The organism is Streptomyces sp. NPDC058198, assembly GCF_042882605.1.
GTDB lineage: Bacteria > Actinomycetota > Actinomycetes > Streptomycetales > Streptomycetaceae > Streptomyces.
Map to the genome: position 1 here is coordinate 380,553 of NZ_JBHVVP010000005.1, position 21,813 is coordinate 402,365.

Annotated in this window: 21 protein-coding genes; 8 read left to right on the forward strand and 13 right to left on the reverse strand. The window is 70.7% G+C overall.

Annotated elements, in window-relative coordinates:
• Nucleotides 1-147: 147 nt before the first annotated feature.
• A complete protein-coding gene (locus ACFVWW_RS20670) occupies nucleotides 148-765 on the forward strand; it encodes an isochorismatase family protein (RefSeq protein WP_384185038.1) in 618 nt (205 codons plus the stop codon).
• Nucleotides 766-778: 13 nt separating this feature from the next.
• Here the strand turns inward: ACFVWW_RS20670 and ACFVWW_RS20675 are convergent, their stop codons facing one another.
• Nucleotides 779-1,138, reverse strand: a complete 360-nt coding sequence (locus ACFVWW_RS20675) for a hypothetical protein (protein WP_384185040.1) — start codon at nucleotides 1,136-1,138, stop codon at nucleotides 779-781.
• Between the two features lie 124 nt (nucleotides 1,139-1,262).
• Entirely contained in the window at nucleotides 1,263-3,674 is a 2,412-nt protein-coding gene (locus tag ACFVWW_RS20680) for an immune inhibitor A domain-containing protein (protein WP_384185043.1), read from the reverse strand.
• Between the two features lie 384 nt (nucleotides 3,675-4,058).
• Between ACFVWW_RS20680 and ACFVWW_RS20685 the strand changes: the two genes are divergently transcribed.
• A complete protein-coding gene (locus tag ACFVWW_RS20685; RefSeq protein ID WP_384185045.1) occupies nucleotides 4,059-4,370 on the forward strand; it encodes a hypothetical protein in 312 nt (103 codons plus the stop codon).
• Here ACFVWW_RS20685 and ACFVWW_RS20690 read toward each other — a convergent pair.
• A complete protein-coding gene (locus ACFVWW_RS20690; protein WP_384185048.1) occupies nucleotides 4,356-5,111 on the reverse strand; it encodes an RDD family protein in 756 nt (251 codons plus the stop codon). The genes ACFVWW_RS20685 and ACFVWW_RS20690 overlap by 15 nt on opposite strands.
• A gap of 101 nt (nucleotides 5,112-5,212) precedes the next feature.
• Nucleotides 5,213-6,715, reverse strand: a complete 1,503-nt coding sequence (locus ACFVWW_RS20695) for an RDD family protein (RefSeq protein ID WP_384185050.1) — start codon at nucleotides 6,713-6,715, stop codon at nucleotides 5,213-5,215.
• A gap of 626 nt (nucleotides 6,716-7,341) precedes the next feature.
• Between ACFVWW_RS20695 and ACFVWW_RS20700 the strand changes: the two genes are divergently transcribed.
• On the forward strand, nucleotides 7,342-7,818 hold the full coding sequence (locus ACFVWW_RS20700; RefSeq protein ID WP_384185053.1) for an SsgA family sporulation/cell division regulator: 477 nt from the start codon (nucleotides 7,342-7,344) through the stop codon (nucleotides 7,816-7,818).
• Between the two features lie 44 nt (nucleotides 7,819-7,862).
• Here the strand turns inward: ACFVWW_RS20700 and ACFVWW_RS20705 are convergent, their stop codons facing one another.
• Nucleotides 7,863-9,230 (reverse strand): FAD-binding oxidoreductase, encoded by a 1,368-nt coding sequence (locus tag ACFVWW_RS20705; RefSeq protein WP_386877678.1) that lies wholly within the window; start codon nucleotides 9,228-9,230, stop codon nucleotides 7,863-7,865.
• A 97-nt stretch (nucleotides 9,231-9,327) separates the two neighbouring features.
• On the opposite strand from ACFVWW_RS20705, the gene ACFVWW_RS20710 reads away from it, so the two are divergent.
• Nucleotides 9,328-10,896, forward strand: a complete 1,569-nt coding sequence (locus tag ACFVWW_RS20710; RefSeq protein ID WP_384185058.1) for a tetratricopeptide repeat protein — start codon at nucleotides 9,328-9,330, stop codon at nucleotides 10,894-10,896.
• A gap of 78 nt (nucleotides 10,897-10,974) precedes the next feature.
• Here ACFVWW_RS20710 and nthA read toward each other — a convergent pair whose 3' ends face one another.
• From nthA to hppD, 4 genes are all read right to left on the reverse strand, one after another.
• On the reverse strand, nucleotides 10,975-11,562 hold the full coding sequence (gene nthA, locus ACFVWW_RS20715; RefSeq protein WP_384335995.1) for a nitrile hydratase subunit alpha: 588 nt from the start codon (nucleotides 11,560-11,562) through the stop codon (nucleotides 10,975-10,977).
• The gene (locus ACFVWW_RS20720) at nucleotides 11,559-11,903 is read right to left on the reverse strand and encodes an SH3-like domain-containing protein (protein WP_384335993.1); all 345 of its coding nucleotides are present in this window, start codon (nucleotides 11,901-11,903) and stop codon (nucleotides 11,559-11,561) included. The genes nthA and ACFVWW_RS20720 overlap by 4 nt, the downstream gene beginning before the upstream one ends.
• Entirely contained in the window at nucleotides 11,896-12,177 is a 282-nt protein-coding gene (locus ACFVWW_RS20725; protein ID WP_384192208.1) for a hypothetical protein, read from the reverse strand. The genes ACFVWW_RS20720 and ACFVWW_RS20725 overlap by 8 nt, the downstream gene beginning before the upstream one ends.
• Before the next feature lie 120 nt (nucleotides 12,178-12,297).
• Nucleotides 12,298-13,437 carry a 4-hydroxyphenylpyruvate dioxygenase gene (gene hppD, locus ACFVWW_RS20730; RefSeq protein WP_384192214.1) on the reverse strand — a complete coding sequence of 380 codons (1,140 nt, stop codon included), beginning with the start codon at nucleotides 13,435-13,437 and terminating at the stop codon, nucleotides 12,298-12,300.
• Between the two features lie 172 nt (nucleotides 13,438-13,609).
• Between hppD and ACFVWW_RS20735 the strand changes: the two genes are divergently transcribed.
• The 4 genes from ACFVWW_RS20735 (at nucleotide 13,610) to ACFVWW_RS20750 (ending at nucleotide 16,438) form a co-directional block, all read left to right on the forward strand.
• The gene (locus ACFVWW_RS20735; RefSeq protein ID WP_384192205.1) at nucleotides 13,610-14,089 is read left to right on the forward strand and encodes an Lrp/AsnC family transcriptional regulator; all 480 of its coding nucleotides are present in this window, start codon (nucleotides 13,610-13,612) and stop codon (nucleotides 14,087-14,089) included.
• 106 nt (nucleotides 14,090-14,195) lie between these two features.
• Nucleotides 14,196-14,825, forward strand: coding sequence for an ArsR/SmtB family transcription factor (locus tag ACFVWW_RS20740; protein ID WP_384335991.1), 630 nt, complete (start codon nucleotides 14,196-14,198; stop codon nucleotides 14,823-14,825).
• Nucleotides 14,826-14,840: 15 nt separating this feature from the next.
• Nucleotides 14,841-15,065 (forward strand): hypothetical protein, encoded by a 225-nt coding sequence (locus ACFVWW_RS20745; RefSeq protein ID WP_384335989.1) that lies wholly within the window; start codon nucleotides 14,841-14,843, stop codon nucleotides 15,063-15,065.
• A complete protein-coding gene (locus tag ACFVWW_RS20750) occupies nucleotides 15,062-16,438 on the forward strand; it encodes an MFS transporter (RefSeq protein ID WP_386877679.1) in 1,377 nt (458 codons plus the stop codon). The genes ACFVWW_RS20745 and ACFVWW_RS20750 overlap by 4 nt, the downstream gene beginning before the upstream one ends.
• Here ACFVWW_RS20750 and ACFVWW_RS20755 read toward each other — a convergent pair.
• The 4 genes from ACFVWW_RS20755 to ACFVWW_RS20770 all read right to left on the reverse strand — a co-directional run bounded on the left by ACFVWW_RS20755 (nucleotide 16,368) and on the right by ACFVWW_RS20770 (nucleotide 21,813).
• Nucleotides 16,368-17,156 carry a S16 family serine protease gene (locus tag ACFVWW_RS20755; RefSeq protein ID WP_384335985.1) on the reverse strand — a complete coding sequence of 263 codons (789 nt, stop codon included), beginning with the start codon at nucleotides 17,154-17,156 and terminating at the stop codon, nucleotides 16,368-16,370. The genes ACFVWW_RS20750 and ACFVWW_RS20755 overlap by 71 nt on opposite strands.
• Before the next feature lie 167 nt (nucleotides 17,157-17,323).
• Nucleotides 17,324-17,965, reverse strand: a complete 642-nt coding sequence (locus ACFVWW_RS20760) for an IclR family transcriptional regulator (protein WP_384192191.1) — start codon at nucleotides 17,963-17,965, stop codon at nucleotides 17,324-17,326.
• Between the two features lie 316 nt (nucleotides 17,966-18,281).
• Nucleotides 18,282-20,069, reverse strand: coding sequence for a DEAD/DEAH box helicase (locus ACFVWW_RS20765; RefSeq protein ID WP_384192188.1), 1,788 nt, complete (start codon nucleotides 20,067-20,069; stop codon nucleotides 18,282-18,284).
• Nucleotides 20,070-20,292: 223 nt separating this feature from the next.
• Nucleotides 20,293-21,813 carry an MFS transporter gene (locus ACFVWW_RS20770; protein ID WP_384335981.1) on the reverse strand — a complete coding sequence of 507 codons (1,521 nt, stop codon included), beginning with the start codon at nucleotides 21,811-21,813 and terminating at the stop codon, nucleotides 20,293-20,295.

Genomic DNA, 21,813 nt, shown 5'->3' on the forward strand with positions numbered 1-21,813 from the left:
GCGGGCAGGCGTGGAGCGAGGGCGGTCCGTGCCGGACAGGGGTACGGGCGGTCCCGTACCCCCTCCCGCCTCGCGGCCCGGGTCTCTACGCTCGAACCGCCCCGGAACGACACCCGCTCCCCCGCTCCCCACTGAAGGACACCCGCCATGCACCGCGCATTGATCGTCGTCGACGTGCAGAACGACTTCTGTGAAGGCGGCAGCCTCGCGGTGGCGGGGGGCGCCGATGTCGCCGCCGCCATCACCGATCTGATCGGCCAGGCGCCGGCCGGCTACCGGCATGTGGTCGCCACCCGTGACCACCACATCGATCCGGGCGATCACTTCGCCACGGCCCCAGCCGTCCCGGACTATGTCCACACCTGGCCGGTGCACTGCGTCGCCGGTACGGAGGGCGTGGGCTTCCACCCCAATTTCGCCCCGGCCGTCGCCTCGGGCGCGATCGACGCGGTCTTCGACAAGGGCGCCTACGCGGCGGCGTACAGCGGCTTCGAGGGCACCGACGAGAACGGCGTCACCCTGGTCGACTGGCTGCGGGCGCGCGAGGTCGCCGAGGTCGATGTGGTGGGCATCGCGACGGACCACTGCGTCCGCGCGACGGCGCTGGACGCGGTCCGTGAGGGCTTCACCACGCATGTGCTGCTCGGCCTGACGGCGGGGGTGTCGCAGGAGACCACCGGCCGCGCCCTGGCGGAGCTGCGCACGGCGGGCGTCGAACTGACCGGCAAGCCGGTCCTCCGGAACACGCCCTTGGAGACCTCTTAGACCCGCAGGACCCTCAGGCCCGCAGGACGTCCTGCGGGGGGCGGCGCTGCTCCGGCAGGGGCACCGTCGCCCGCGGCCTCAGCAGCGCCCGTATCGGCTGCCAGAGCTGCTCCAGGCACTCCGGTGTGGTCCGCCACAGCAGACCGTCCGGGTGGTGGAGCACCGCGGTGATCTCGTCCGGCGTCGGGGGCTCCGCGTTGCCACGGAGGTAGACCGCCCGCAGACCCAGATTCCGCAGCCTGGTCAGGGCGCGGGCACGGTTCGCCGCGTGCACGAGAACGCGCACCGTATCGCCCTCGGCGGCCGGGCTCGGCAGCGTCAGCGCCACCACCACCCTGCCGTTCGGGAGCTTGCTGAAGCCTCCGCCTGCCATGTCCTTCATCTCCCCCGTGAGACGTCGTGTCAATAAGAGATCCGTAGGACGCACCTAAACACGATCGGCCGCCGCCCGCTAGAGGGCGACGGCCGATCATGCTTTGACCTGCGATTACTCGTGGTTACCTAGTGGAGGGCCCCACGTGGACCGTCATCGTCTGGCCATCCAGAGGCTGGCTGAGGATGCTGATCCGGGTGTTGGTGTCAGCTACCTGGACACTTCCGAGCGGGTTGTCCGCACTCCAGTACGTGCCCTTGCGGTCGTCGAAGACCGGCGCACCCAGCTGGGGAGAGATCCGCGTGGCCTTGTCCGCCTTGTGCAGCGTCAGACCGGAAGTCGGCCACCAGCTGAACGTCGAGTCGTACGCCTGGATCCGGTTACGCATCAGCGTGCCGTCCGACCACTTCAGCGCCTTGGCGTGAGCGTCGATCGGCAGGACCAGACCCTTACCCGGGTGCTGGCTGGTGTTGTTGTCCTTCTGCGAGGTGTCCCACAGCCAGATCAGCAGACCGGTCTGGTAGGGGAAGTGCTCCACCTTGCTGTCGTTCGGCGCCGCGAAGCCGAAGTTGTACGGGCCGACCTTGAGGGTCTTGTCGTACGAGACGTACTGGCGGTTCTCGGCGATGTAGTACTGCGGGTAGTCCAGGGTGAAGGACTCGCCGATGTGCGAGAAGCCCTTCGAGGTCCAGCCCGCGTCGTCACCCTCGGCGTTGTCCGTGAACAGCGCCGAACCGTCGGCGGTCACGCTGATCGCGTCCGCGGTGAAGCCCTTGCCGGCCACGCCGCCGTCCGTCTGGTAGCGGAAGCGGAGGTCGAACTTCTGGCCCGCGTAGGCGTCCAGCGGGAAGACGAGCTTCTTGTAGCCGCCCGAGACATCCGTGAGCGCCGGCTTGTCGGCCGAGTCACGGGTGATGGCCTTGCCGTCGGCAGTGCCCTCGAGAGGCGTCCAGTTGGAACCGTCCGTCGACACCTCGGTGTACAGGTAGTCGTAGTCGGCCTCGATGTCCCACCAGCCCTGGAGCTCCAGCGCCGCCGTGGACTTGCCGGTCAGGTCGACCGAGCGGGTGAGGGTGTTCTTGAGGTCGTCACCCATGTCGCTCCACCACTGCTTGGAGCCCTCGGCGGGCTTCACCACAGAGGTGGTCTCACTCTTCTTCGGCAGCTCGACGATCAGCGCCTGCGGGTTCTTGGTGTTGTACTCCGAGACACCCAGCTTGGTGGTGGAGCTCGTCGCGGCCTTGGCCTCGGCGTAGTCCAGCCAGCCGAGCTGCAGCTTGTCCCAGGCGGTCATGTCGCCCGGCAGATCGCCGATCGCGTTCTTGCCGGTGCCGAGCCAGGAACCCGACGACATCAGGGTCCAGAAGGCGGTGGAGTTGTCACCGCCCGCGGTGTCGTACAGGTCCGGCAGACCGAGGTCGTGGCCGTACTCGTGCGCGAAGACACCGAGGCCGCCGTTCTCGGGCTGCATGGTGTAGTCACCGACCCAGATGCCGGAGTCGCCGATCTGGGTGCCACCGGCCTTGTTGTTCGACGGGCCGGTGCTGCCCGCCTGGGTGCCGTAGGCGTACCAGCGGTGTGCCCACAGCGCGTTCGTGCCCTCGGCGCCGCCGCCGGCCGACTCGTCCTCGCCCGCGTGGACGATCTGGAAGTGGTCGATGTAGCCGTCGGCCTCGTTGAAGTTGCCGTCGGTGTCGAAGTCGTAGCGGTCCCACTGGTCGTACTGAGTGAGGTCCGCCTTGATCTCGGCGTCCGTCTTGCCCTGGGCCTTCTGGTCGGCGGTCCAGGCGGTGACACCGTCACGCACCGCGTCCCAGACGTTGGCGCAGTTGGAGCTGCCACAGTAGTTCGAGCCGTAACGGGCCTCGTTGTACTTGACCTTGACCCAGTCGGAGACCTCGCCGTCGACCGAGTAGCGCCCGGAGGACGTCTTCTCGTAGTAGGTCTTCAGCGACTCCTTCTGCTGGCCCTTCTTGTCCTTGCCCTCACCGAAGTAGAGGTCCTGGAAGTGCTGCTGGTTGTAGTCGGCCTGCCAGGCGGTGGAGTTGTCCACCTTCCGGTCGGGCTCGGCTATCTCGTTGTGCTGCGGGCCGGGCTCGCCGCCGAACTTGGCGACGGGCGGCTGGGGGCCGTCGGCGCCGTCCGGGTCGTACATCGTGGTGTTGTCGACGTCGTCGCCGAACTCCACGAGGATGGTGAAGATCTTGTCGGTCTTCTCCCGGCCGAGCTCGACGTACTTCTTGTCGCTGAGCTTCACGACCTTGGAGGCGCCGCGCTTCTCCAGCTTGGCGTCACCGGAGATGACCTGCTGGAGCGCCGCGTCGCGCTGCTCCGACTGCTGCTTGCTGAACGGGCCTTCAAGGTCGTGTTCGACCTGGCCCTTCTGCGGCGCCGGGTCACGGCGCTCAATCCCCGAGGGACCGGATGCGGGGTTGTCCTCGGCCTGTGCGGTGGTGAAGGCTGAGGCCGTCGCGGCGGTCGCGGCCAGAGCCACGATCACCGCGGACACTCTTCTCGCCCGTGAAATGCTGCTCACTTGATGCTTGTCCTCCCTGGCGCACGCGATCCGCGGACCGGGAGTGAGGGATCCGCGCGCGTATGCGCGTCATAAGTGACGACATTGGACCGGAGTTGAAGGAGAAAAGACAGACCTTGACTTGAACTGGTCAAGTGCACTATGTGAAAGCCCGGCCCCGGTATCCGGACGGGGAGAAATTCGGACAACGGGCGCACATTTTCAGCCCGTTAACAGGGGGAGTGACTCGATGCGCCCCCCGTGCACCGGCACCGTGGGTTAGGTCACGCTTACTACCTGTTCCTCCCGGGCATCCACCGTCGTAGAGTCGCTGGAGAGTGCGACCTATGTGCGAGATACGCGAGACACCCCCCAACACCCATGCTCCGAGGGACGGATACCGCCATGCCGCGTCCGACTGCCGCACAGCTCGCTTACGGTTCCGCCACCGTTGTCTGTTCCACGCTCGCCATGCTGCTGCTCTCCCGTACCACCACCGGTATCGGTGTCGCGGTGATCGGAATCGCCGCGCTCGGCCTGGGCCTTCTGGTCGCCCTGACCGTGCCCCTGCCGCGCAGGTCCAAGGCGGCGCGTACCGCCCGCGCCCATCGGACGGCGGCGCCCACGGATGCCCGGTCGGCTGGATCCCCGATGTCCGCCGCGCGCTCGCACGCGGGTGCGGAGGCCAGGGTCGGACAGCACTCACTGCGCCGCTGACACCACGACCGTCCTGGCGGCCTTGTCGTGCAGGCCCTGTCGGTAGGGCCTGCTGGCCAGGATCGTCACGATGATGATGACCCACCAGAGAACGAGGCAGCAGATCAGCGCCGGCAGCCAGAGCACGGCCGCGCGCAGCACCGACGCGCCGGTGTCCGGGACCGTGCCGTTGTTCAGCATCGCGACCCGCAGCTTCATCCAGCGCTTGCCGAGGGTCTGCCCGGTCTTTCGCATCATCAGGGTGTCGTAGCCGACGTACGCGATGATCGAGATGACCGACCAGAGCCACTGCCTGCCCGTATTCACCTGATTGGTGAAATCGTTCCAGCCGCCGGTGCTCGCCGACGATGTGCTCCAGCCGCCGACGAACACCGACAGGATCGCCAGCGGGATGAAGACGATGAGGGCGTCGACGACCCGGGCCACGAACCGCTTGCCGAACGGCGCGAGCGGGGGCATCCCGGCGAGGGGGTCCGTGCCGCCGTACGGGCCTCCGCCGAAGGCGTTCGGGTCATAGGGCGGGGGCTGACCGCCGCCGGGCTGAGAGCCGTACGGAGAGCCATGAGGCGAGCCATAAGGATCGCCGTAGGGGGATCCCGACGGAGGACCCTGCGGAGGCTCCGGCGGGGGCTCCTGCGCCGAGCCGTGCGGCGAGCCCTCCGACGGCGGAGGCTCCTGCGGCTTCTTGAGGAACGGATCGTCCTCGGGGGGCTGGCCGGGCGGCGGCGGGTCGTTACTCATGGGGGCAGTGCACCGCGCCGGACAGGGGGCCGCAACGGCTCACCGTCCGTTCGGGGGAACGCGTCCCGCCGACGGGTTCCGACCGCCCTTCAGCCCGTCCCTCAGCCCGCCACGAAGGTACGGGCCGCCTTGTCGTGCCAGCACTGGCGCCACGGCCGGTCGATCAGACACCACAGCACATTGACGACGCCCACGACGAGCACCCCCAGCACGCCGTAGACCAGCCAGCGGCGCAGGGCGGCACCGAAGGCCGGGGCCTCGTGCGACTCGATGTCCCGTACCTCGAGACCGCAGAGCTTCTTGCCCAGCGTGCGCCCCCACTTGGCGGTCGGCAGCGCCTCGTAGAGCACTCCGATGACCAGCAGTGCGGCGAGTACGCCGCCGAGGTAACCGGCCGTCGTCCCGTCGAGCAGCCAGACGGTGACCGTCTCACCGGTCTGCTTCGCCGCCTCGATCTTCCCGTCGATATGGGTACGGGCCTTGGAGACGAGCGGGACGGCGACGGCGCCGACGACCGCTCCCAGTACGACGGTGTCGATGAGGCGGGCCACGAACCGCTTGCCGAGACCCGCGGGCCTGGCCGCCGCCTGGGCCTGCGCGGCCTGCAGGAACGGGTCGTTGACCGGGGGCTTCCACGGCACGACGGGCTGATCGGGCTGCGCGAGCTGGTGCACCTGCTGGGCCCAGGACGCGGCGCCGCCGCCGGCACCGGGGCTGACGGGCTGCGACTGCGGCTGCGACTGCGCGGGGAGCTGCGGCTGAGGCTGCGCGGGCGCCGCGCCCCTGCCGGAGGCGCCCGGGTTCAGCGCGCGGATCGCCATGGTGCCCTCGGGCTGTCCCGTACGGCCGGCCGCGGCGTCCTCGTCCTTCGCCCGGCGGGCGGCGCGCAGGGCGCGGATGGCGACGGTGCTGTCGACGGGCGGCTGGCTGGTCTCGCGGGGCGTATGCGGCCGGCGCGTACCCGCGGCGTCCTGGCCGGCGTCCGGCCGGTCCGTACCGGCTCCGGATCCCGCGCCGCCGGATCCCTGACCGGTACCTGTCCCGGTGCCCGCTCCCGAGGCGGGTCTGATGCCGCGTCGCATGGCGCGGATCGCGATCGTTCCGTCGGTGGGCGGCCGGCCGTCGTCCGGGCCGGGCCCCAGGGCGCGTACGCCGGGCAGGGCGCCGCCGGTCGGATCTCCGGGCGTGGGCGGCGGTACGTCATGAGGCGTCGCGGTGGGCGCGGGCGCCGGGTCGGGCACACGGGGGTCCTGGCCGGCCGCCGCTCCCCAGGAGACGCGGTTGTCGCGCTCCCCGCCGAAGCCGGTCTGCCGCGAGGCGTCGGCCTGCCACACGGACGCCGGTTCCTGCCGGTGCTCCTCGGGCGGATCCTCGTCGAGGAACATCGGCCCCGTCTCGTCGACGGCGGGCGACGTGGGGGCGGCCATCGGGCCGCCCGGCATCCCCTCGCCGGCCGGCGGCACCTCGCTGCCCTCGGGCGCGGGCCGGCTCGTACCGGGCACCCAGGCGGCGCCGTTCCAGTACCGGACGTATCCAGGGATGGACGGATCTGGATAGAACCCTTCCCGGGGTGCGTTCCCACCATCACCAGGAGGAGTAGCCACTGACCCCAACTCCGTTCACTCACCACACGTTTGACCTGTCCGGGCCACGGGATTCGCGTGGCACATGCCGCAGCGGCGACCGGGCGCGTACCTCCGCTTGTCCAAGGAAGACATTAACGAAGAACGGGGGGCCCGTAAGAAGGAGACGAACAGAATGCCCGCGTTCGTGCGGCTTACTGAAGACGTCACGGCGCAGCGCGGGGCTCCGGAAGCAGGATCCACCCGCTCGGACGTACGAAAAGTAGGACACGAGTGCCTAGGGCGTGTTGCGAAAGTAGCGCCGTCCGCCCGCAGGGCGGGGCTCGCGGCGTCCGGTGCGTGCGATCGCAAGGCGGAGGATCGTCCTCGTACTGGACGTACTTGGACGACTCCGACAACGCGGCGAGCGTGCGCGCCGGGCGTCGCGAGCCAGGCGGGACTTTCGCAACACGCCCTAGGGCTGCTGCGGCAGCCTTGTCGGCCCCCGGGAGCCGGCCCCCGCGCCGCCCTGCGGCTCGGGCACTTTCCTGTCACGGAATGGACACAGAAAGTCCTTACCGAAAGTCGCGTCATGAACGGCGGGGTAGAGCCTCTCATCTGGTACGGCCCCACCGCAGGGCCCCTTGCCAGGAGAGGAAGTGCTGCTCATGCATACCGTTGTGGAACGCGAGCTGGAGCTGAATCTGGTGTTGTCGCCCGAGCGCGGCATCCCCGTTCCGGCTCGGCTGACCTATCGCACGGACGAACCGTTCGCCGTGCAGATCACCTTCCATATCCGCTCGGAGACCCCCGTGAAATGGACCTTCGCCCGCGAGCTGCTGGTGGAGGGGGCGTTCAGACCGTGTGGCCAGGGGGATGTCCGCATCTGGCCGACGCAGGTCGGCGGGCGCAAAGTCCTCTGTATCGCGCTCTCCTCGCCCGACGGCGACGCCCTGCTGGAGGCGCCCTCAGCGACGGTGTTCTCGTGGGTGGAGCGGACGCTGCGGGTCGTGCCCGCGGGTACGGAGACCGAGCGGCTCGGCATCGACGACGCGCTGGCCGAGCTGCTGGCGCGGACCCCGGCCGACGATCTGTGGCTGCGGGATCCCTGGCCGTCGGACGAGTCCGCGGACGGTGAGGCGTAGGGCGTACCCCAGAGAGCGCCGCACCGGCCGCCGGCTCGTACAGCTCAGAACAGCTTCCCGGGGTTCAGCAGCCCCAGCGGGTCGAATGTCTGCTTGATACCTCGCTGCAACTCCAGCCCCACCGGACCCAGTTCGCGCGACAGCCACTCCTTCTTCAGCACACCGACGCCATGCTCTCCGGTGATCGTGCCGCCCAGCTCCAGCCCGAGAGCCATGATCTCGTCGAAGGACTCACGCGCCCGCCTGGACTCGTCCGGGTCCGCCGCGTCGAAGCAGACGGTGGGGTGCGTGTTGCCGTCGCCCGCGTGGGCGCAGACGCCGATCGTCAGCCCGTACTTCTCGCCGATGCGCTCCACGCCTTCAAGCATGTCGCCGAGGCGCGAGCGCGGTACGCACACGTCGTCGATCATGGTGGTGCCCTTGACCGCCTCCAGCGCGGTGAGCGACAGCCGGCGGGCCTGAAGCAGCAGTTCCGACTCGGCCGCGTCCTCCGCGGGCACCACTTCCGTGGCGCCGGCCTCGGTGCACAGCGCGCCGACCGCCGCCAGATCGGCCGCGGGGTCCGGGGTGTCGAAGGCCGCCAGCAGCAGAGCCTCGGTGGTGTCGGGGAGGCCCATGTTCGCCATCGCGTTGACGGCGCGGACGGTCGTACGGTCCATGAGTTCGAGCAGGGACGGGGTGTGCCCGCGCTCCATGATGCGGCAGACGGCCTCACAGGCGGCGGCCGCGGAGCCGAACTCGGCCGCCAGGACGAGCTGCTGGGGCGGCTGGGGCTTGAGTGCCAGGACGGCCTTGACGACGATGCCGAGGCTGCCCTCGGAGCCCACGAAGAGCCGCGTCAGGTCATAGCCGGCGACACCCTTGGCGGTACGGCGGCCCGTGGTGAGGAGACGGCCGTCGGCGAGGACGATGTCCAGCCCGAGGACGTACTCCGCGGTGACGCCGTACTTGACGCAGCACAGCCCGCCGGAGGCGGTCCCGATGTTCCCGCCGATGGTGCACATCTCCCAGCTGGACGGGTCCGGCGGGTAGCAGAGGCCCCGCTCACCGACGGCGCGGGAGAGGGTCGCGTTGATGACGCCCGGTTCGACGACGGCGATCCGGTCGACCGGATTGATCTCCAGGATCCGGTCCATCTTCGTCAGGGAGAGGACGATGCACCCGTCCGAGGCGTTCGCGGCGCCCGACAGTCCCGTACGGGCCCCCTGCGGGACGACGGGGACGCGCAGCGCGGTCGCGGTGCGCATGACGTGCTGGACCTGTTCGACCGAGCGTGGCAGGACGACCACCGCGGGCGTGCCCGCCTCGCAGAAGCTCGCCATGTCGTTGGCGTAGGAGGCGGTGACGTCCGGATCGGTGATCAGGGCTTCGGCGGGGAGCCCGGCCCGTAGCTGTGCGAGAAGGTCGTCCATGATCCCAGCGTCGCACCCGGGGCCATCGGTGTGAACCCGTCTGCGATCCACACCGCAAGACCGGGTGTGTTCTTCATATTGACGCACAGTAATCAGCATGAACGCCATGAAGACGGAGCAGGTCAGGCAAGTCAGAAAGGCGGCCCTGGCGGTCGGGGTGGGTGCCGCGCTGGTCGGGGGCGTCCTGCTGTTCGTCCCCGACCAGGGCCCCGTGCCCCCGCCGAGCCCCGAGGCACGGGCGATGATCGCGGTGGGCGCGGGGGCGCCGGCCGCGGTCCCGGACCTGACCGCGCTCATCAGCAACCGGGAGACCTGGCTGCGCACCCATCCCGAGGACGATCAGTCGTGGTCCGTGCTCGGCGCGGCCTATGTGGAGCGCGGGATGAGCGGGGCGGATTCGGCGTCGTACCCGAAGGCCGACCAGGCGCTCCAGCGCTCGCTCGCGGTCCGGCCGGCCGAGCGCGGGAATCTCATGGCGCTGGTGGGTCTCGGCTCGCTCGCCAACGCCAGGAACGACTTCGCCGCCGCCAAGAAGTGGGGCGAGACGGTACGGAATCAGGAGCCCGCGCAGTGGATGGCGTATCCGGTGCTGATCGACGCGTACAGCGGTCTCGGCGACTACAAGGCGGCGGCCAAGGCCCTGGACAAGCTGAAGGAGCTGCGGTCCGACGGGCCGGTGCTGGAGCGCTCGGCCCAGGTCTACCGCGCCCGCGGCTGGCGTGAGGACGCCATGGCGAAGGCGACCGAGGCGGTGGCGGGCGCCGGGGCCCCGACGGAGAAGGCGGAAGCGCTGTCCATGCTGGGTGAGCTGGCCTGGGACCGGGGTGAGCCGCAGGAGGCGCTGGGACATTACGACGCGGCGCTGGCGGCGGCGAGCGGACACTACGCCTCGCGGGCCGGGCGGGCGAGGGCGCTGGCCGCGCTGGGCAGGACGGAAGAGGCGTACCGCGACTACCAGACCGCGCTTGAGAAGCTGCCGGAGCCCGAATACGCCCTGGAGCTGGGCGAGTTGTACGACTCGTTGGGCCTGAGCGGTGATGCGCAGAGCCAGTACGCGACGGTGCTCGCCCGGGCCAGAGAGGCACAGGGGGACGGGGTGGACGAGGACCTGGTGCTCGCCCGGTACGAGACCGCGCACGGGGATCCGCAGGCGGCGGTCGCGCGGCTGCGGACGGAGTGGGAGCAGCGGCACCGGAGCATGGAGGTCGCGGACGCGCTGGGGTGGGCGCTGTACGAGGCGGGTGAGGACGACGAGGCGCTGAAGTACGCGAAGAGGGCGACGGAGCAGGGGCAGGGGCGCGCGCTGTTCCTGTACCACCGGGGGGAGATCGAGCGGTCGCTGGGCATGGACGGATCCGCCCGCCGCCACATCGGGGAGGCGCTGCGGCTGAATCCCTCCTTCTCGCCGCTGCTGGCGCCGAGGGCGCGGGAGGCGCTGAACGAGCTGGGCGAGATGCCGGAGGGCGGGCCGGAGAACATGTACGGGGACGGTGAGGAGGAGGAAGTCGAGCTCGTACCGGCCCGGAAGCCCGCGCCGGGGCGCTCGGGCGCCCCGTCCAGGAAGGCGGAGTCCGCTACCCCGACCCCGACCACACCGGGCCTGCACGCTCCGGTGGGGACGGTGGCCCCGGCGAAGCCGTCGCCCGCGACGTACGGCCGAGGCTGAGCGCGCGACCGGTCGCCGGGGCGCGCGCCGTGGACCGCTGGCGCGCGCCGTGGACCTTCGGCCGGCCGGCGCGCGCCGTCAGACCGCCGCCGTGCCGATCAGCGCGTTACGGGTGACCAGCGCGGCCAGCTCCTCTTCGGCCAGCCCTTCCGTGCCCTCGGGGCGGCGCGGCAGGACCATGTAGCGGGTCTCCGAGGTGGAGTCCCACACGGTGATCTCCATGTCCTCGGGGAGCGTGAGGCCGAACTCCCCGAGGACGGCGCGCGGTTCGCGGACGACCCTGGACCGGTAAGCCTCGCTCTTGTACCAGCTGGGCGAGGGGCCGAGCAGCCGGATCGGATAGCAGGAGCAGAGGGTGCAGACGATGACGTTGTGCGTGTGCGCGGTGTTCTCGACGACCCGCAGCCGCTGCGGCTGCACTCCCCCGGCGGCCAGTCCGAGTTCGGTGATGGTGGTGGTCCCGTCGGCGAGCAGCCGTTCGCGGAAGGCCGGGTCGGTCCAGGCCCGTGCCACCACCCGGGCGCCGTTGGCCGGCGAGGCACCGGACAGGAACGCGTCGATGACCTCGTCGAGCGCGGCGCCGGCCACGATCCCGCGCTCTTCGAGAAGGGTTTCCAGGCGCCGTACCTGCCGGGAGATCCGGGCGTCGGTGTGTGTACCGCTCACTGCGGGTCGTCCTCCAGATAGCTCTCGAACAGGTCCAGTACGACCCGGTGGTCGCCGTCGCCCCACAGCTCGCGGGCGGCGAAGCTGACCGCGTACACCTGCTCCACGGGCGCGTCCCCGCGCCCCTGGGCGTTGATGTCGGCGAGCGGCGCGCGGCCCTCGGGCTCCACGATCGTGCCGTGCTTGCCGCGGGCGTAGCGCGGCAGCCGGGTGTGGTGGGGCGGGTCGTGGTGCAGGGTGCGTACGGACGCCCCGATCGCGAAGCGGTCGCGCGCCTCACCACCCGCCGCTCGCACCGCCCGCTCACCGGCCGCCCGCTCACCGGCCACGCGCTCATTCATCGAGCTCGCCCGCCTCGATGACGCCCTTGCGCTCCAGCAGCGTACGGATCGCGTGGAACCACCGCTCGTAGTACGAGGCGGCCAGATACTCGCCGGGCGGCATGGACTCGACGGCGTCGCGGAACTCGTCAAGGTTGAAGACCTTCCCGGCGATGAGAGCGCGGTTGAGGGCGAACACCCGCGCCTCCCAGTCCGCGTGGAAGGGCTCGGTGTCGTCGGTGGTGTCGATCGGCCCGAAGCCCTGCATGCCGCCCACGTCATTCATCCTCGCCATGACCGCACCCTAAGGGCTGTCCGCGAGCACCGCCCGGCATTCGGCGCGGACGTGGAGCGGCCCCACGGGTCGGTTTCCGTGGGGCCGCTCCACAGCCGGGTCGCGCTCGGGCGCCGCGCGTCAGAGGTTGCCGCGCTTCTCCTGCTCGCGCTCGATCGCCTCGAAGAGCGCCTTGAAGTTGCCCTTGCCGAAGCCCATGGAACCGTGCCGCTCGATCATTTCGAAGAAGACGGTCGGCCGGTCCTGAACGGGCTTGGTGAAGATCTGCAGCAGATAGCCGTCCTCGTCACGGTCGACCAGGATCTTCAGCTCGCGCAGGGTCTCGACGGGCACCCGGGTCTCGCCGGCCCACTCGCCGAGGGTGTCGTAGTACGAGTCGGGGGTGTCGAGGAACTGGACGCCCGCGGCCCGCATCGCCGTGACGGAGGCGACGATGTCGTTCGTGGCGAGCGCGATGTGCTGGACGCCGGCCCCGCCGTAGAACTCCAGATACTCGTCGATCTGTGACTTCTTCTTCGCGATGGCGGGCTCGTTGATCGGGAACTTCACCTTGAGGGTGCCGTCCGCGACGACCTTCGACATGAGCGCGGAGTACTCGGTGGCGATGTCGTCGCCCACGAACTCCTTCATGTTGGTGAAGCCCATGACCTTGTTGTAGAAGCCGACCCACTCGTTCATCCTGCCGAGCTCGACATTGCCCACGCAGTGGTCGATGGCCTGGAAGGTGCGCTTCGCGGCGGGCTCGACGATCGGAGCGGCGGCGCCGAAGCCCGGGAGGTACGGACCGTCGTAGCCGGAGCGCTCGACCAGGGTGTGGCGGGTCTGGCCGTAGGTGGCGATGGCGGCGAGGACGACGGTGCCGTGCTCGTCCTTGACCTCGTACGGCTCCTGGACGCCACGGGCGCCGTGCTCGGTGGCGTAGGCGTACGCGGCCCGCGCGTCCGGCACCTCGATGGCCAGGTCGACGACGCCGTCGCCGTGCTCCGCGACATGCTCGGCGAGGAAGCGGCCCCGCTCGGTGGACGGCCTGATGACGGAGGTGAACACGAAGCGGGCCGCGCCGTTGGTGAGGACGTAACTCGCGGTCTCGCGGCTGCCGTTCTCCGGTCCGGAGTAGGCGACGAGCTTCATGCCGAAGGCCGTGGAGTAGTAGTGCGCGGCCTGCTTGGCATTGCCGACGGCGAAGACGACCGCGTCCATGCCCTTGACCGGGAAGGGATCGGCTTCGCGTGCGGTGTCGGGGGCGGTGTCGAGGTTCATCGAGGTGTCAGCCATGGCCTCAGGCTCCCGCCGTTCCACAAGGTGCGCAACAGTTCGCGCATTCGCTGAGCACTGTGCACAGTGGATCGGGAGAATGGCGGGGCTATCTGCACAGGATGACTACAGCGCGACGGGCCACGATCACACGGCCCACGATCTGAGGGGGACGGTCATGAGCATCGACGGACTCGACGGCAGGCTCATCGTGCTGCTGGCACAGGAACCCCGGATCGGGGTGCTGGAGGCCTCGCGCCGGCTCGGAGTGGCGCGCGGGACCGTTCAGGCGCGGCTCGACCGGCTTCAGTCGAACGGAGTCATCCGGGGGTTCGGGCCGACCGTCGACCCCGCCGCCCTCGGCTATCCGGTCACGGCCTTCGCCACGCTGGAGATCAAACAGGGGCAGGGCACGGACGTACGGGCGCACTTGGCGACCGTCCCCGAGGTGCTGGAACTGCACACCACCACCGGCCAGGGGGACATGCTCTGCCGGCTGGTCGCCCGCTCCAACGCCGACCTTCAGCGGGTGATCGACCGGGTCCTCGGCTTCGAGGGCATTGTGCGGGCCTCCACGGCGATCGTCATGGAGAACCCCGTACCGCTGCGGATCATCCCGCTGGTGGAGCAGGCGGCGGAGGACTCCGACCGGGGCTAGGTCCGGTCCGGTCCGGTCCTAGCCGGTTCGAGTGAGAGCGAGGTTGCAAAGGGTCCGTTGCAAATAAAGGGTTGCAACGGATTCTTTGCAACTTTAGGGTGGTGCCATGTCCGACACCCCCGATGCGCCCGCATCCCCCGGCGCCCCCGGCTCCCCCGAGCCCACACTGTTCACGCTCGACCCGCGATCCCTGCGCGGGCTGGCCCATCCCCTGCGGATGCGGCTGCTCAACTCCCTGCGGCACCAGGGCCCCGCCACCGCCTCCCAACTGGCCGACCGCCTGAGCGAGTCCAGCGGTGCCACCAGCTATCACCTGCGCCAGCTCGCCGCGTACGGCTTCATCGAGGACGACCCGGAGCGCGGCAAGGGGCGGGAGCGCTGGTGGAAGTCCGTCCATCAAGGCCTGACGTTCGGCGACTCCCTCTACTCCGACCAGGACCCCGAGGTCCGCGGCGCCGTGGACTTCTACATGCATGAAGTGGCGAACCTGCACACCCAGGAACTGAGCACCTGGCTCGGCACCAGGCGCGAGTGGTCCGACAGCTGGGCCAGGAATTCGGACCTGAGCAATTTCACGCTGCGGCTGACGCCGGGGCTCGCGGAAGAGCTGGACCGGAAGGTGCACGAACTCGTCAACAGCTACCGGGACCTCGCTCCGGCGGACGGCACGGAGGGGGCGGAGGACGCCGCCCAGGTCCGCGTCCATCTGCACCTGTTCCCGCGCGCGACCGACTGAAAGGGCCCATCTGTCATGCATTCCGACGTCCATCTCCAGCTGCACGCCCTCCGCGCCGACGAGCTGCGCCGGGAGGCCGCCGGCCGCCCCGACCTCCACCCTGCCGTCCGCCCCGCTCCCCGTGCCGGGCTCCGTACCGACTACCGCGCCGCCCTCCGTACCCGACTGGGCTGGACCCTGGTCGAGCTGGGGCTGCGTCTCGTCAACCGACCGGCGCCGTCCAAGGCCCGGCTCGCGTGACCGGCGCGGGGGGACAGCGAAAACCGCTCGCGGCCGTCCTGGCCGCCAACGCCGTCTCGGCCGCGGGGACGGCCCTGAGCCTGATCGGCATCCCCTGGTTCGTCCTGCAGACCACCGGCAGCGCGGGCCGCGCGGGTGTCGTCGCCTTCTGCGCCACACTGCCGATCATCATCGCCGCCGTCATCGGTGGCCCCGTCATCGACCGGATCGGGCGGCGGCGGATCTCCATCGCCTCCGACCTGCTGTGCGCCACGGCCGTCGGCGCGGTTCCGCTGCTGCACTACGCGGGCGTACTGGAATTCTGGATGCTCTGCGCGCTCGTCGCCGTCAACGGTCTCGCCCATACGCCGGGCAGGACCGCGCGCTATGTCCTCCTGCCGGATCTCGCCACGCACGCGGGCATGACTCTCCCGCGCGCCGCGAGCCTCTTCGACGCCGTCGAGCGCGGGGCCAGGATGGTCGGGGCCGCGCTCGCCGGTCTGCTGATCGCGCTGATCGGCGCGGAGTCCGCGCTGCTGATGGACGCGGCGACCTTCGGGGCATCCGCCCTGCTGGTCACGGCGGGACTGCACGGCATCCGCGCCGCGGAGCCGGTGAAGGGCGCGGCGCCCGTCTCCTTCCGCACGTACAGGACCGAACTGCGCGAGGGATACGCCTTCCTGCTGCGCACCCCGCTTCTGCTGGCCGTCGTCCTGATGGTGATGGCCATCAACGGCCTCGACCAGGGCTGGAACGCGGTCCTGCTGCCCGTGCACGCCGAGCGGAATCTCGGCGGAGCGACGGAACTGGGCCTGCTCACCGCCACGTTCGGCGCCGGAGGACTGCTGGGCGCGCTGCTGTACGGCGCTGTCGGGCACCGCTTCTCACGCCATGCCGTCTTCGCCGTGTGCGCGCTGGTCTGCGGTGCGCCGCGCTTCGCGGTGGCGGGGCTCACGGACTCCACGTGGGCGCTCGGGGTGACGATGGGCGCGGCCGGACTCGCGGGCGGGACGCTCAACCCGATCCTCACGACAGTGATCTACGAGCGCGTACCGCTGGAACTGCGCAGCCGGGTGTCGGGCGCGATGACCGCCGGCTGCGAGCTGACCATGCCGCTGGGCGGGCTGACGGCGGGCCTGCTGGTCGAGGGCTCGGGGGTGGGTCCGGCGCTGCTGCTGGTGGGTGGGGCCTATCTGCTGGCGACGCTGAGCCCGCTGGTGTTCCCTGCCTGGCGCGGCCTGAACGTCGAGGCCGGCGCAATGACCGGCGGCGAGGTCGGCGGTGGGGCGGGCGGTAAGGCGGGCGGCGCGGTCATCGACGACGTCAGCAGCTCGGAACCCGGCTGCCCTTCTCCAGCGCCCGGAGCGCGGACACCGCGCCCTTCAGCGTCGTAACGGGCACCAGCCGCATCCCCTTGGGAAGCTCGGACTTGGCGTCCGCGCACTCCGCCTCCGGGACGAGGAAGACGGTCGCGCCGTCGCGGCCCGCCGCCTGCGTCTTGAGGGACACCCCGCCGACCGCGCCGACCCTGCCGCTGCCGGTGATCGTGCCCGTACCTGCGATCGTGCGGCCGCCGGTCAGATCGCCGCCCGAGCCGTCACCGTCGAGCTTGTCGATGATGCCGAGGGCGAAGAGCAGCCCGGCGCTGGGGCCGCCGACGTCGGCGAGATGCAGACTGACGCGGACCGTCTTCGGGTCCTTGTGCAGATAGCCGAGGGCCGCCTGGGTCGCGGTGTCCTGCGACCGCACCATGTCGCGGACGTTGTGCTTCTCGATCTGCTGGTCGGACTGTCCCGACGGATAGACCGCCTCGCGCGGCAGCACGGCACGGTCCGTGCGGAACCAGCCGTCGATCACATCGCCGAAGTCGACATCGGCGGAAGGACCGGTCGCCACGATCGTCGTCATCCGCAGCTCGCCCTTGGTCTCGCGGGCGGGCACCCCGCTGATCGTGATGACCTCCCGGCCCTGGTTGGCCCCGAGGACATCCGCGGTCAGACCGGGCTGCGCCACGGCGTACGGCAGCGGGGCGACGCCGACGATGACGAACAGCACGACGATCGGAAGCGCGCAGAGGACGAGGGCGCTGGGGCGCGAGAGACGAGAGAACACGGTGTCAATGTAGCGGCCGCCCGGGACGGCCGGTCCCGGGCTCCGTCCGGAACGTCCCCGCACGCCGGGGACGATCCCGCGCCGCACGCCGGGCGCGGGATGTCGCAGCAGGTCAGCGCGGGGTGTCGCAGCAGGTCAGCGGGGGATGTCGCAGGGCCTCACCCAGGTCAGCGCAGGGCGTCCGCCACCTCCCTGGCCGCGTCGACGACCCGCGGACCCACCCGTTCCGGTACGGAGTCCGCGAGCATCACGACGCCCACGCTCCCCTCGACCCCGGTCACCCCGACCAGCGCGGCGGCCGCGCCGCTCGCGCCCGCCTCCAGTTCGCCATGGGTGAGGGTGCAGCGCGGCTCGGTGAAGGAGCTCTGCCGGGCGGCGAGTATCGCCTTGCCCGCGGCGCCCCGGTCGAGCGGATGGCGGAAGCCGGCCCGGTAGGCGACGTGGTAGTCGGTCCAGGTCGGCTCGACGACCGCGACGGCCAGGGCCTCGGCTCCGTCGACGAGCGTCAGATGCGCGGTGGCACCTATGTCCTCGGCGAGCGAGCGCAGCGCGGGCAGGGCGGCTTCCCGTACCAGCGGATGCACCTGGCGGCCGAGGCGCAGCACACCGAGGCCCACCCTGGCGCGGCCGCCCAGGTCGCGGCGGACCAGAGCGTGCTGTTCGAGCGTGGCGAGTAGTCGGTAGACGACGGTCCTGTTGACCCCGAGTTTGTTGGACAACTCGGTGACGGTCAGGCCGTGGTCGGTGTCGGCGAGCAGTTTGAGGACGCGCAGTCCCCGGTCGAGCGTCTGGGAGGTCTCCGCGGTCACGACGCCCTCTCCTTCGGAGTGAGTGACGACGGCACTCTCACGAAGGCCGCGGCGCCGGTCCCATCGGCACCGCACGGAGAGGCCGCCGGCGGCCCTGGCACACCGGCTGCGCTCCGCTGCGGATGCGCAACGGAGCGTTTACATGTGCCGGGACAGTAGCGAGCGGCACCGCTGAGCGGAAGACCTCGTCCAGAATCCGGTCACAGAAGGAAAGTTGGTCCCGACAGCCGCGAGTGGCCGCTGCCCGGATCAGGCAGCGGCCACAGAAAAGAAAAGATGGGGTGAGGAGAGGAGAGGAACAGCTACGGGTACGGCGTCAGCGCATCCGGGTGGCCCACTCCTGGACCTTCGCGATCCGCTCCCGGATCTGCCCTGCCGTCGCCTCCGCGCTCGGCGGCCCGCCGCACACCCGGCGCAGCTCCGTGTGGATCACCCCGTGCGGCTTGCCGCTCTGGTGTACGTACGCGCCGACCATCGTGTTCAGCTGTTTGCGCAGCTCCAGCAGCTCCTTGTGGGACACCACGGGCCGCCGCTCGGCGGGCAGTTCGAGCAGGTCCGCCTCGGAGTCCGGCTTCTTGCGGCTGTGCGCGATCTGCCGGGCCTGCCGCTTCTGGAGCAGCAACTGCACCTGGTCGGGCTCCAGCAGGCCGGGAATGCCCAGATAGTCCTGCTCCTCCTCGCTGCCCGGATGCGCCTGCATGCCGAATTCGGCGCCGTCGTACAGCACCCGGTCGAAGACGGCGTCGGACTCCAGGGCCTCGAAGGGCAGCGCGTCCTGCTCCCCGGTGTCCTCGTCCTGCAGCTTCTCGGCCTCCGCCATCTCCTTCTCGGACTCGGCGTAGGGGTCCTCCTCGCCGGTCTTCTTCGGCTTGTCGAGTACGTGGTCGCGCTCGACCTCCATCTCGCTCGCGAAGCCGAGCAGGCCAGGGATGGTGGGCAGGAAGACGGACGCGGTCTCGCCGCGGCGCCGGGACCGTACGAAACGGCCGACGGCCTGCGCGAAGAAGAGCGGGGTCGAGATGGTCGTCGCGTACACGCCGACGGCGAGGCGCGGCACGTCGACGCCTTCCGACACCATGCGGACCGCGACCATCCAGCGGTCCTCGCTCTCGCTGAAGTCATCGATCCGCTTCGACGCGCCGGTGTCGTCGGAGAGGACGAGGGTCGCCTTCGTACCGGTGATCTCGCGGATGAGCTTGGCGTACGCGCGCGCCGAGTCCTGGTCGCTCGCGATGACAAGACCGCCGGCGTCCGGGATGCCCTTGCGGACCTCGGTGAGCCGCCGGTCGGCAGCGCTCAGCACGTTCGGCATCCAGTCGCCGCGCGGATCGAGCGCGGTGCGCCACGCCTGGGAGATGGCGTCCTTGGTCATGGGCTCGCCGAGCCGGGCCGCGATCTCGTCACCGGCCTTGGTGCGCCAGCGCATGTTGCCGCTGTAGCTGAGGAAGATGACGGGCCGGACGACGCCGTCGCCGAGGGCGTTCCCGTATCCGTACGTGTAGTCGGCGGACGAACGCCGGATGCCGTCGTTGCCCTCCTCGTACGCCACGAAGGGGATGGGGTTGGTGTCGGACCTGAACGGCGTACCCGTCAGCGCGAGGCGCCGGGTGGCGGGCTCGAAGGCTTCGAGGCAGGCCTCGCCCCAGGACTTGGAGTCGCCCGCGTGGTGGATCTCGTCGAGGATGACGAGGGTCTTGCGCTGCTCGCAGCGGTTGCGGTGCAGCATGGGCCGGACCCCGACACCGGCGTACGTGACGGCGACGCCGTGGTAGTCCTTGCTCACCGGCCCCGCGCTGTAGTCGGGATCGAGCCTGATCCCTATCCGCGAGGCCGCCTCCGCCCACTGCTTCTTGAGGTGCTCGGTCGGCGCGACGACGGTCACCTGCTGGACGACATGGTGGTGCAGCAGCCAGGAGGCGAGGGTCAGCGCGAAGGTCGTCTTTCCGGCGCCGGGGGTCGCGACGGCGAGGAAGTCACGTGGCTGCTCCTGGAGATATCGGCCGAGGGCACCCTCCTGCCAGGCGCGCAGCTTGTTGGCGGTGCCCCAGGGAGCGCGGCCCGGGAAGGCGGGTGAGAGGTGGTGGGAGGAGGCTGTAGTAGTCACGGTCTCCGGTTCGGACGTGGGGTTACGTACGACAACCGGGCCACCCTACCGGCGGCGCGACAGCTTCCTCGTACCAGCGACGCCCCGAGCGGGCGGATGCGACAGCGGTCACATTTCCGGGGCCGACAGATCCCGGAGCCACGCCGAGATGGCCTTCACCTCGTCCAACCGGCCCGTGGCCCACGTGGGGTCGGACCGGCACCACGGCCGGACCTGTAACTGCCTAGCGCACCCGTACCCGCGTCGCCACCCATACCCCCACCAGCGCCACCGCGGCCATCGGCAGGAACACCGCCGCGAAGGCCGCCGGGTGCGAGCCCGTCGTACCCGCCGCGCCTGCCACCGCGTGGCCGCCCACCGCGCCACCGCCCAGCGCCGCGAACGCCGCACCGCCCGCCGCCAGCAGCAGTACGTTCGACAGCCCGTCGGAGATCTGGAGCGCGGCGGAGTTCGCGCCGGCCTCCTCCGGGGCCGAGAGCTTGAGCAGCAGCACGCTCGTGGAGGCGATCACCGCGCCCATGCCGAGGCAGCCGACGCCCCAGGCGGCGCCGAGGATCCATACCGGCACGGACTCGATCAGCACGCTCGGCGCGGTCGCGATGGCCAGCGCGACCAGCACCATCCCGCCGGCCATCAGCCGCTCGCGGTACGGCTCCATGCGCGGCCTGGACTGTACGTACGAGCCGAGCGCCCAGGTCGCGCCGCCGAGCGCGAGCGAGAGCCCGGCCATCGTCGGCGACAGCCCGCGCTGGGTGACCAGCATCAGCGGGACGAAGCTCTCCGCCGCTATGAAGGCCCCGGCGGAGACGCCACGCAGCAGCACCACGGACGGCAGCCCGCGGGCCGCGCGCCAGGTGCCGCCCGGCAGCAGCCCGAGGACGGCGGGGACGAGCAGCGCGACGCCCGCGACGGCCGGGACGAGCGAGAGCGGGCGCAGGTCCTGGCCCGCGTACTGGAGCAGCGCCGCACCCAGCGAGATCCCGAGGGCGAGCCGGATCCTGCGCCGGTCGAAGGCTGCGGCGGGCGCCGTGGGGTCGGCGGGGCCGGACGCCATCCGCCGGATCGCGGGCAGGGCGAGCGCCAGCGGCAGCACGACGAGGGCCGGAATGCCGAGGAAGACCCAGCGCCAGCCGAGATGTTGGGTGACGGTGCCGGAGGCGAGCGGTCCCACCACGGAGGGAATCACCCAGCACGCGGCGAACGCGGCCATGATCGCGGGCCGCAGCTTCTCCGGATAGGCGCGGCTGACGACGACGTACAGCGCGACGATGACCAGTCCGCCACCGAGCCCCTGGACGGCCCGGCCGAGGATGAACAGCCACATCGTGCCGGCCGTGCCGGCGACCACCAGCCCGGCGGCGAAGGCGCTGATCCCGGCGGCGAGCGGCGCGAGCGGGCCGCTGCGGTCGGCCCACTGGCCGGAGAGCACCATGGCGAAGAGGCTGGTGGTGAAGTACGCGGAGAAGGCGAAGGCGTACAGCGGGATGCCGTCCAGCTCACGCGCGGCCACCGGCATCGCGGTGCCGACGGCGGTCGCCTCGAAGGCGATGAGGAGGACGACCGAGACGATGCCGATGCTGAGAGCCCGGTGCTTCGGGCCCAGGACGCCACCGCTCAGGCCCGGCATGCCGTCCAGGCCGAGGTCCGGGGAGGTCGCGGCGATGCCGGATACGGCAGGCAGCGGGGTTACGGCGGACAGGTCGGCGGGAGCGACGTCGGCGTCGCCGGGTTCCAGGGCGGTCAT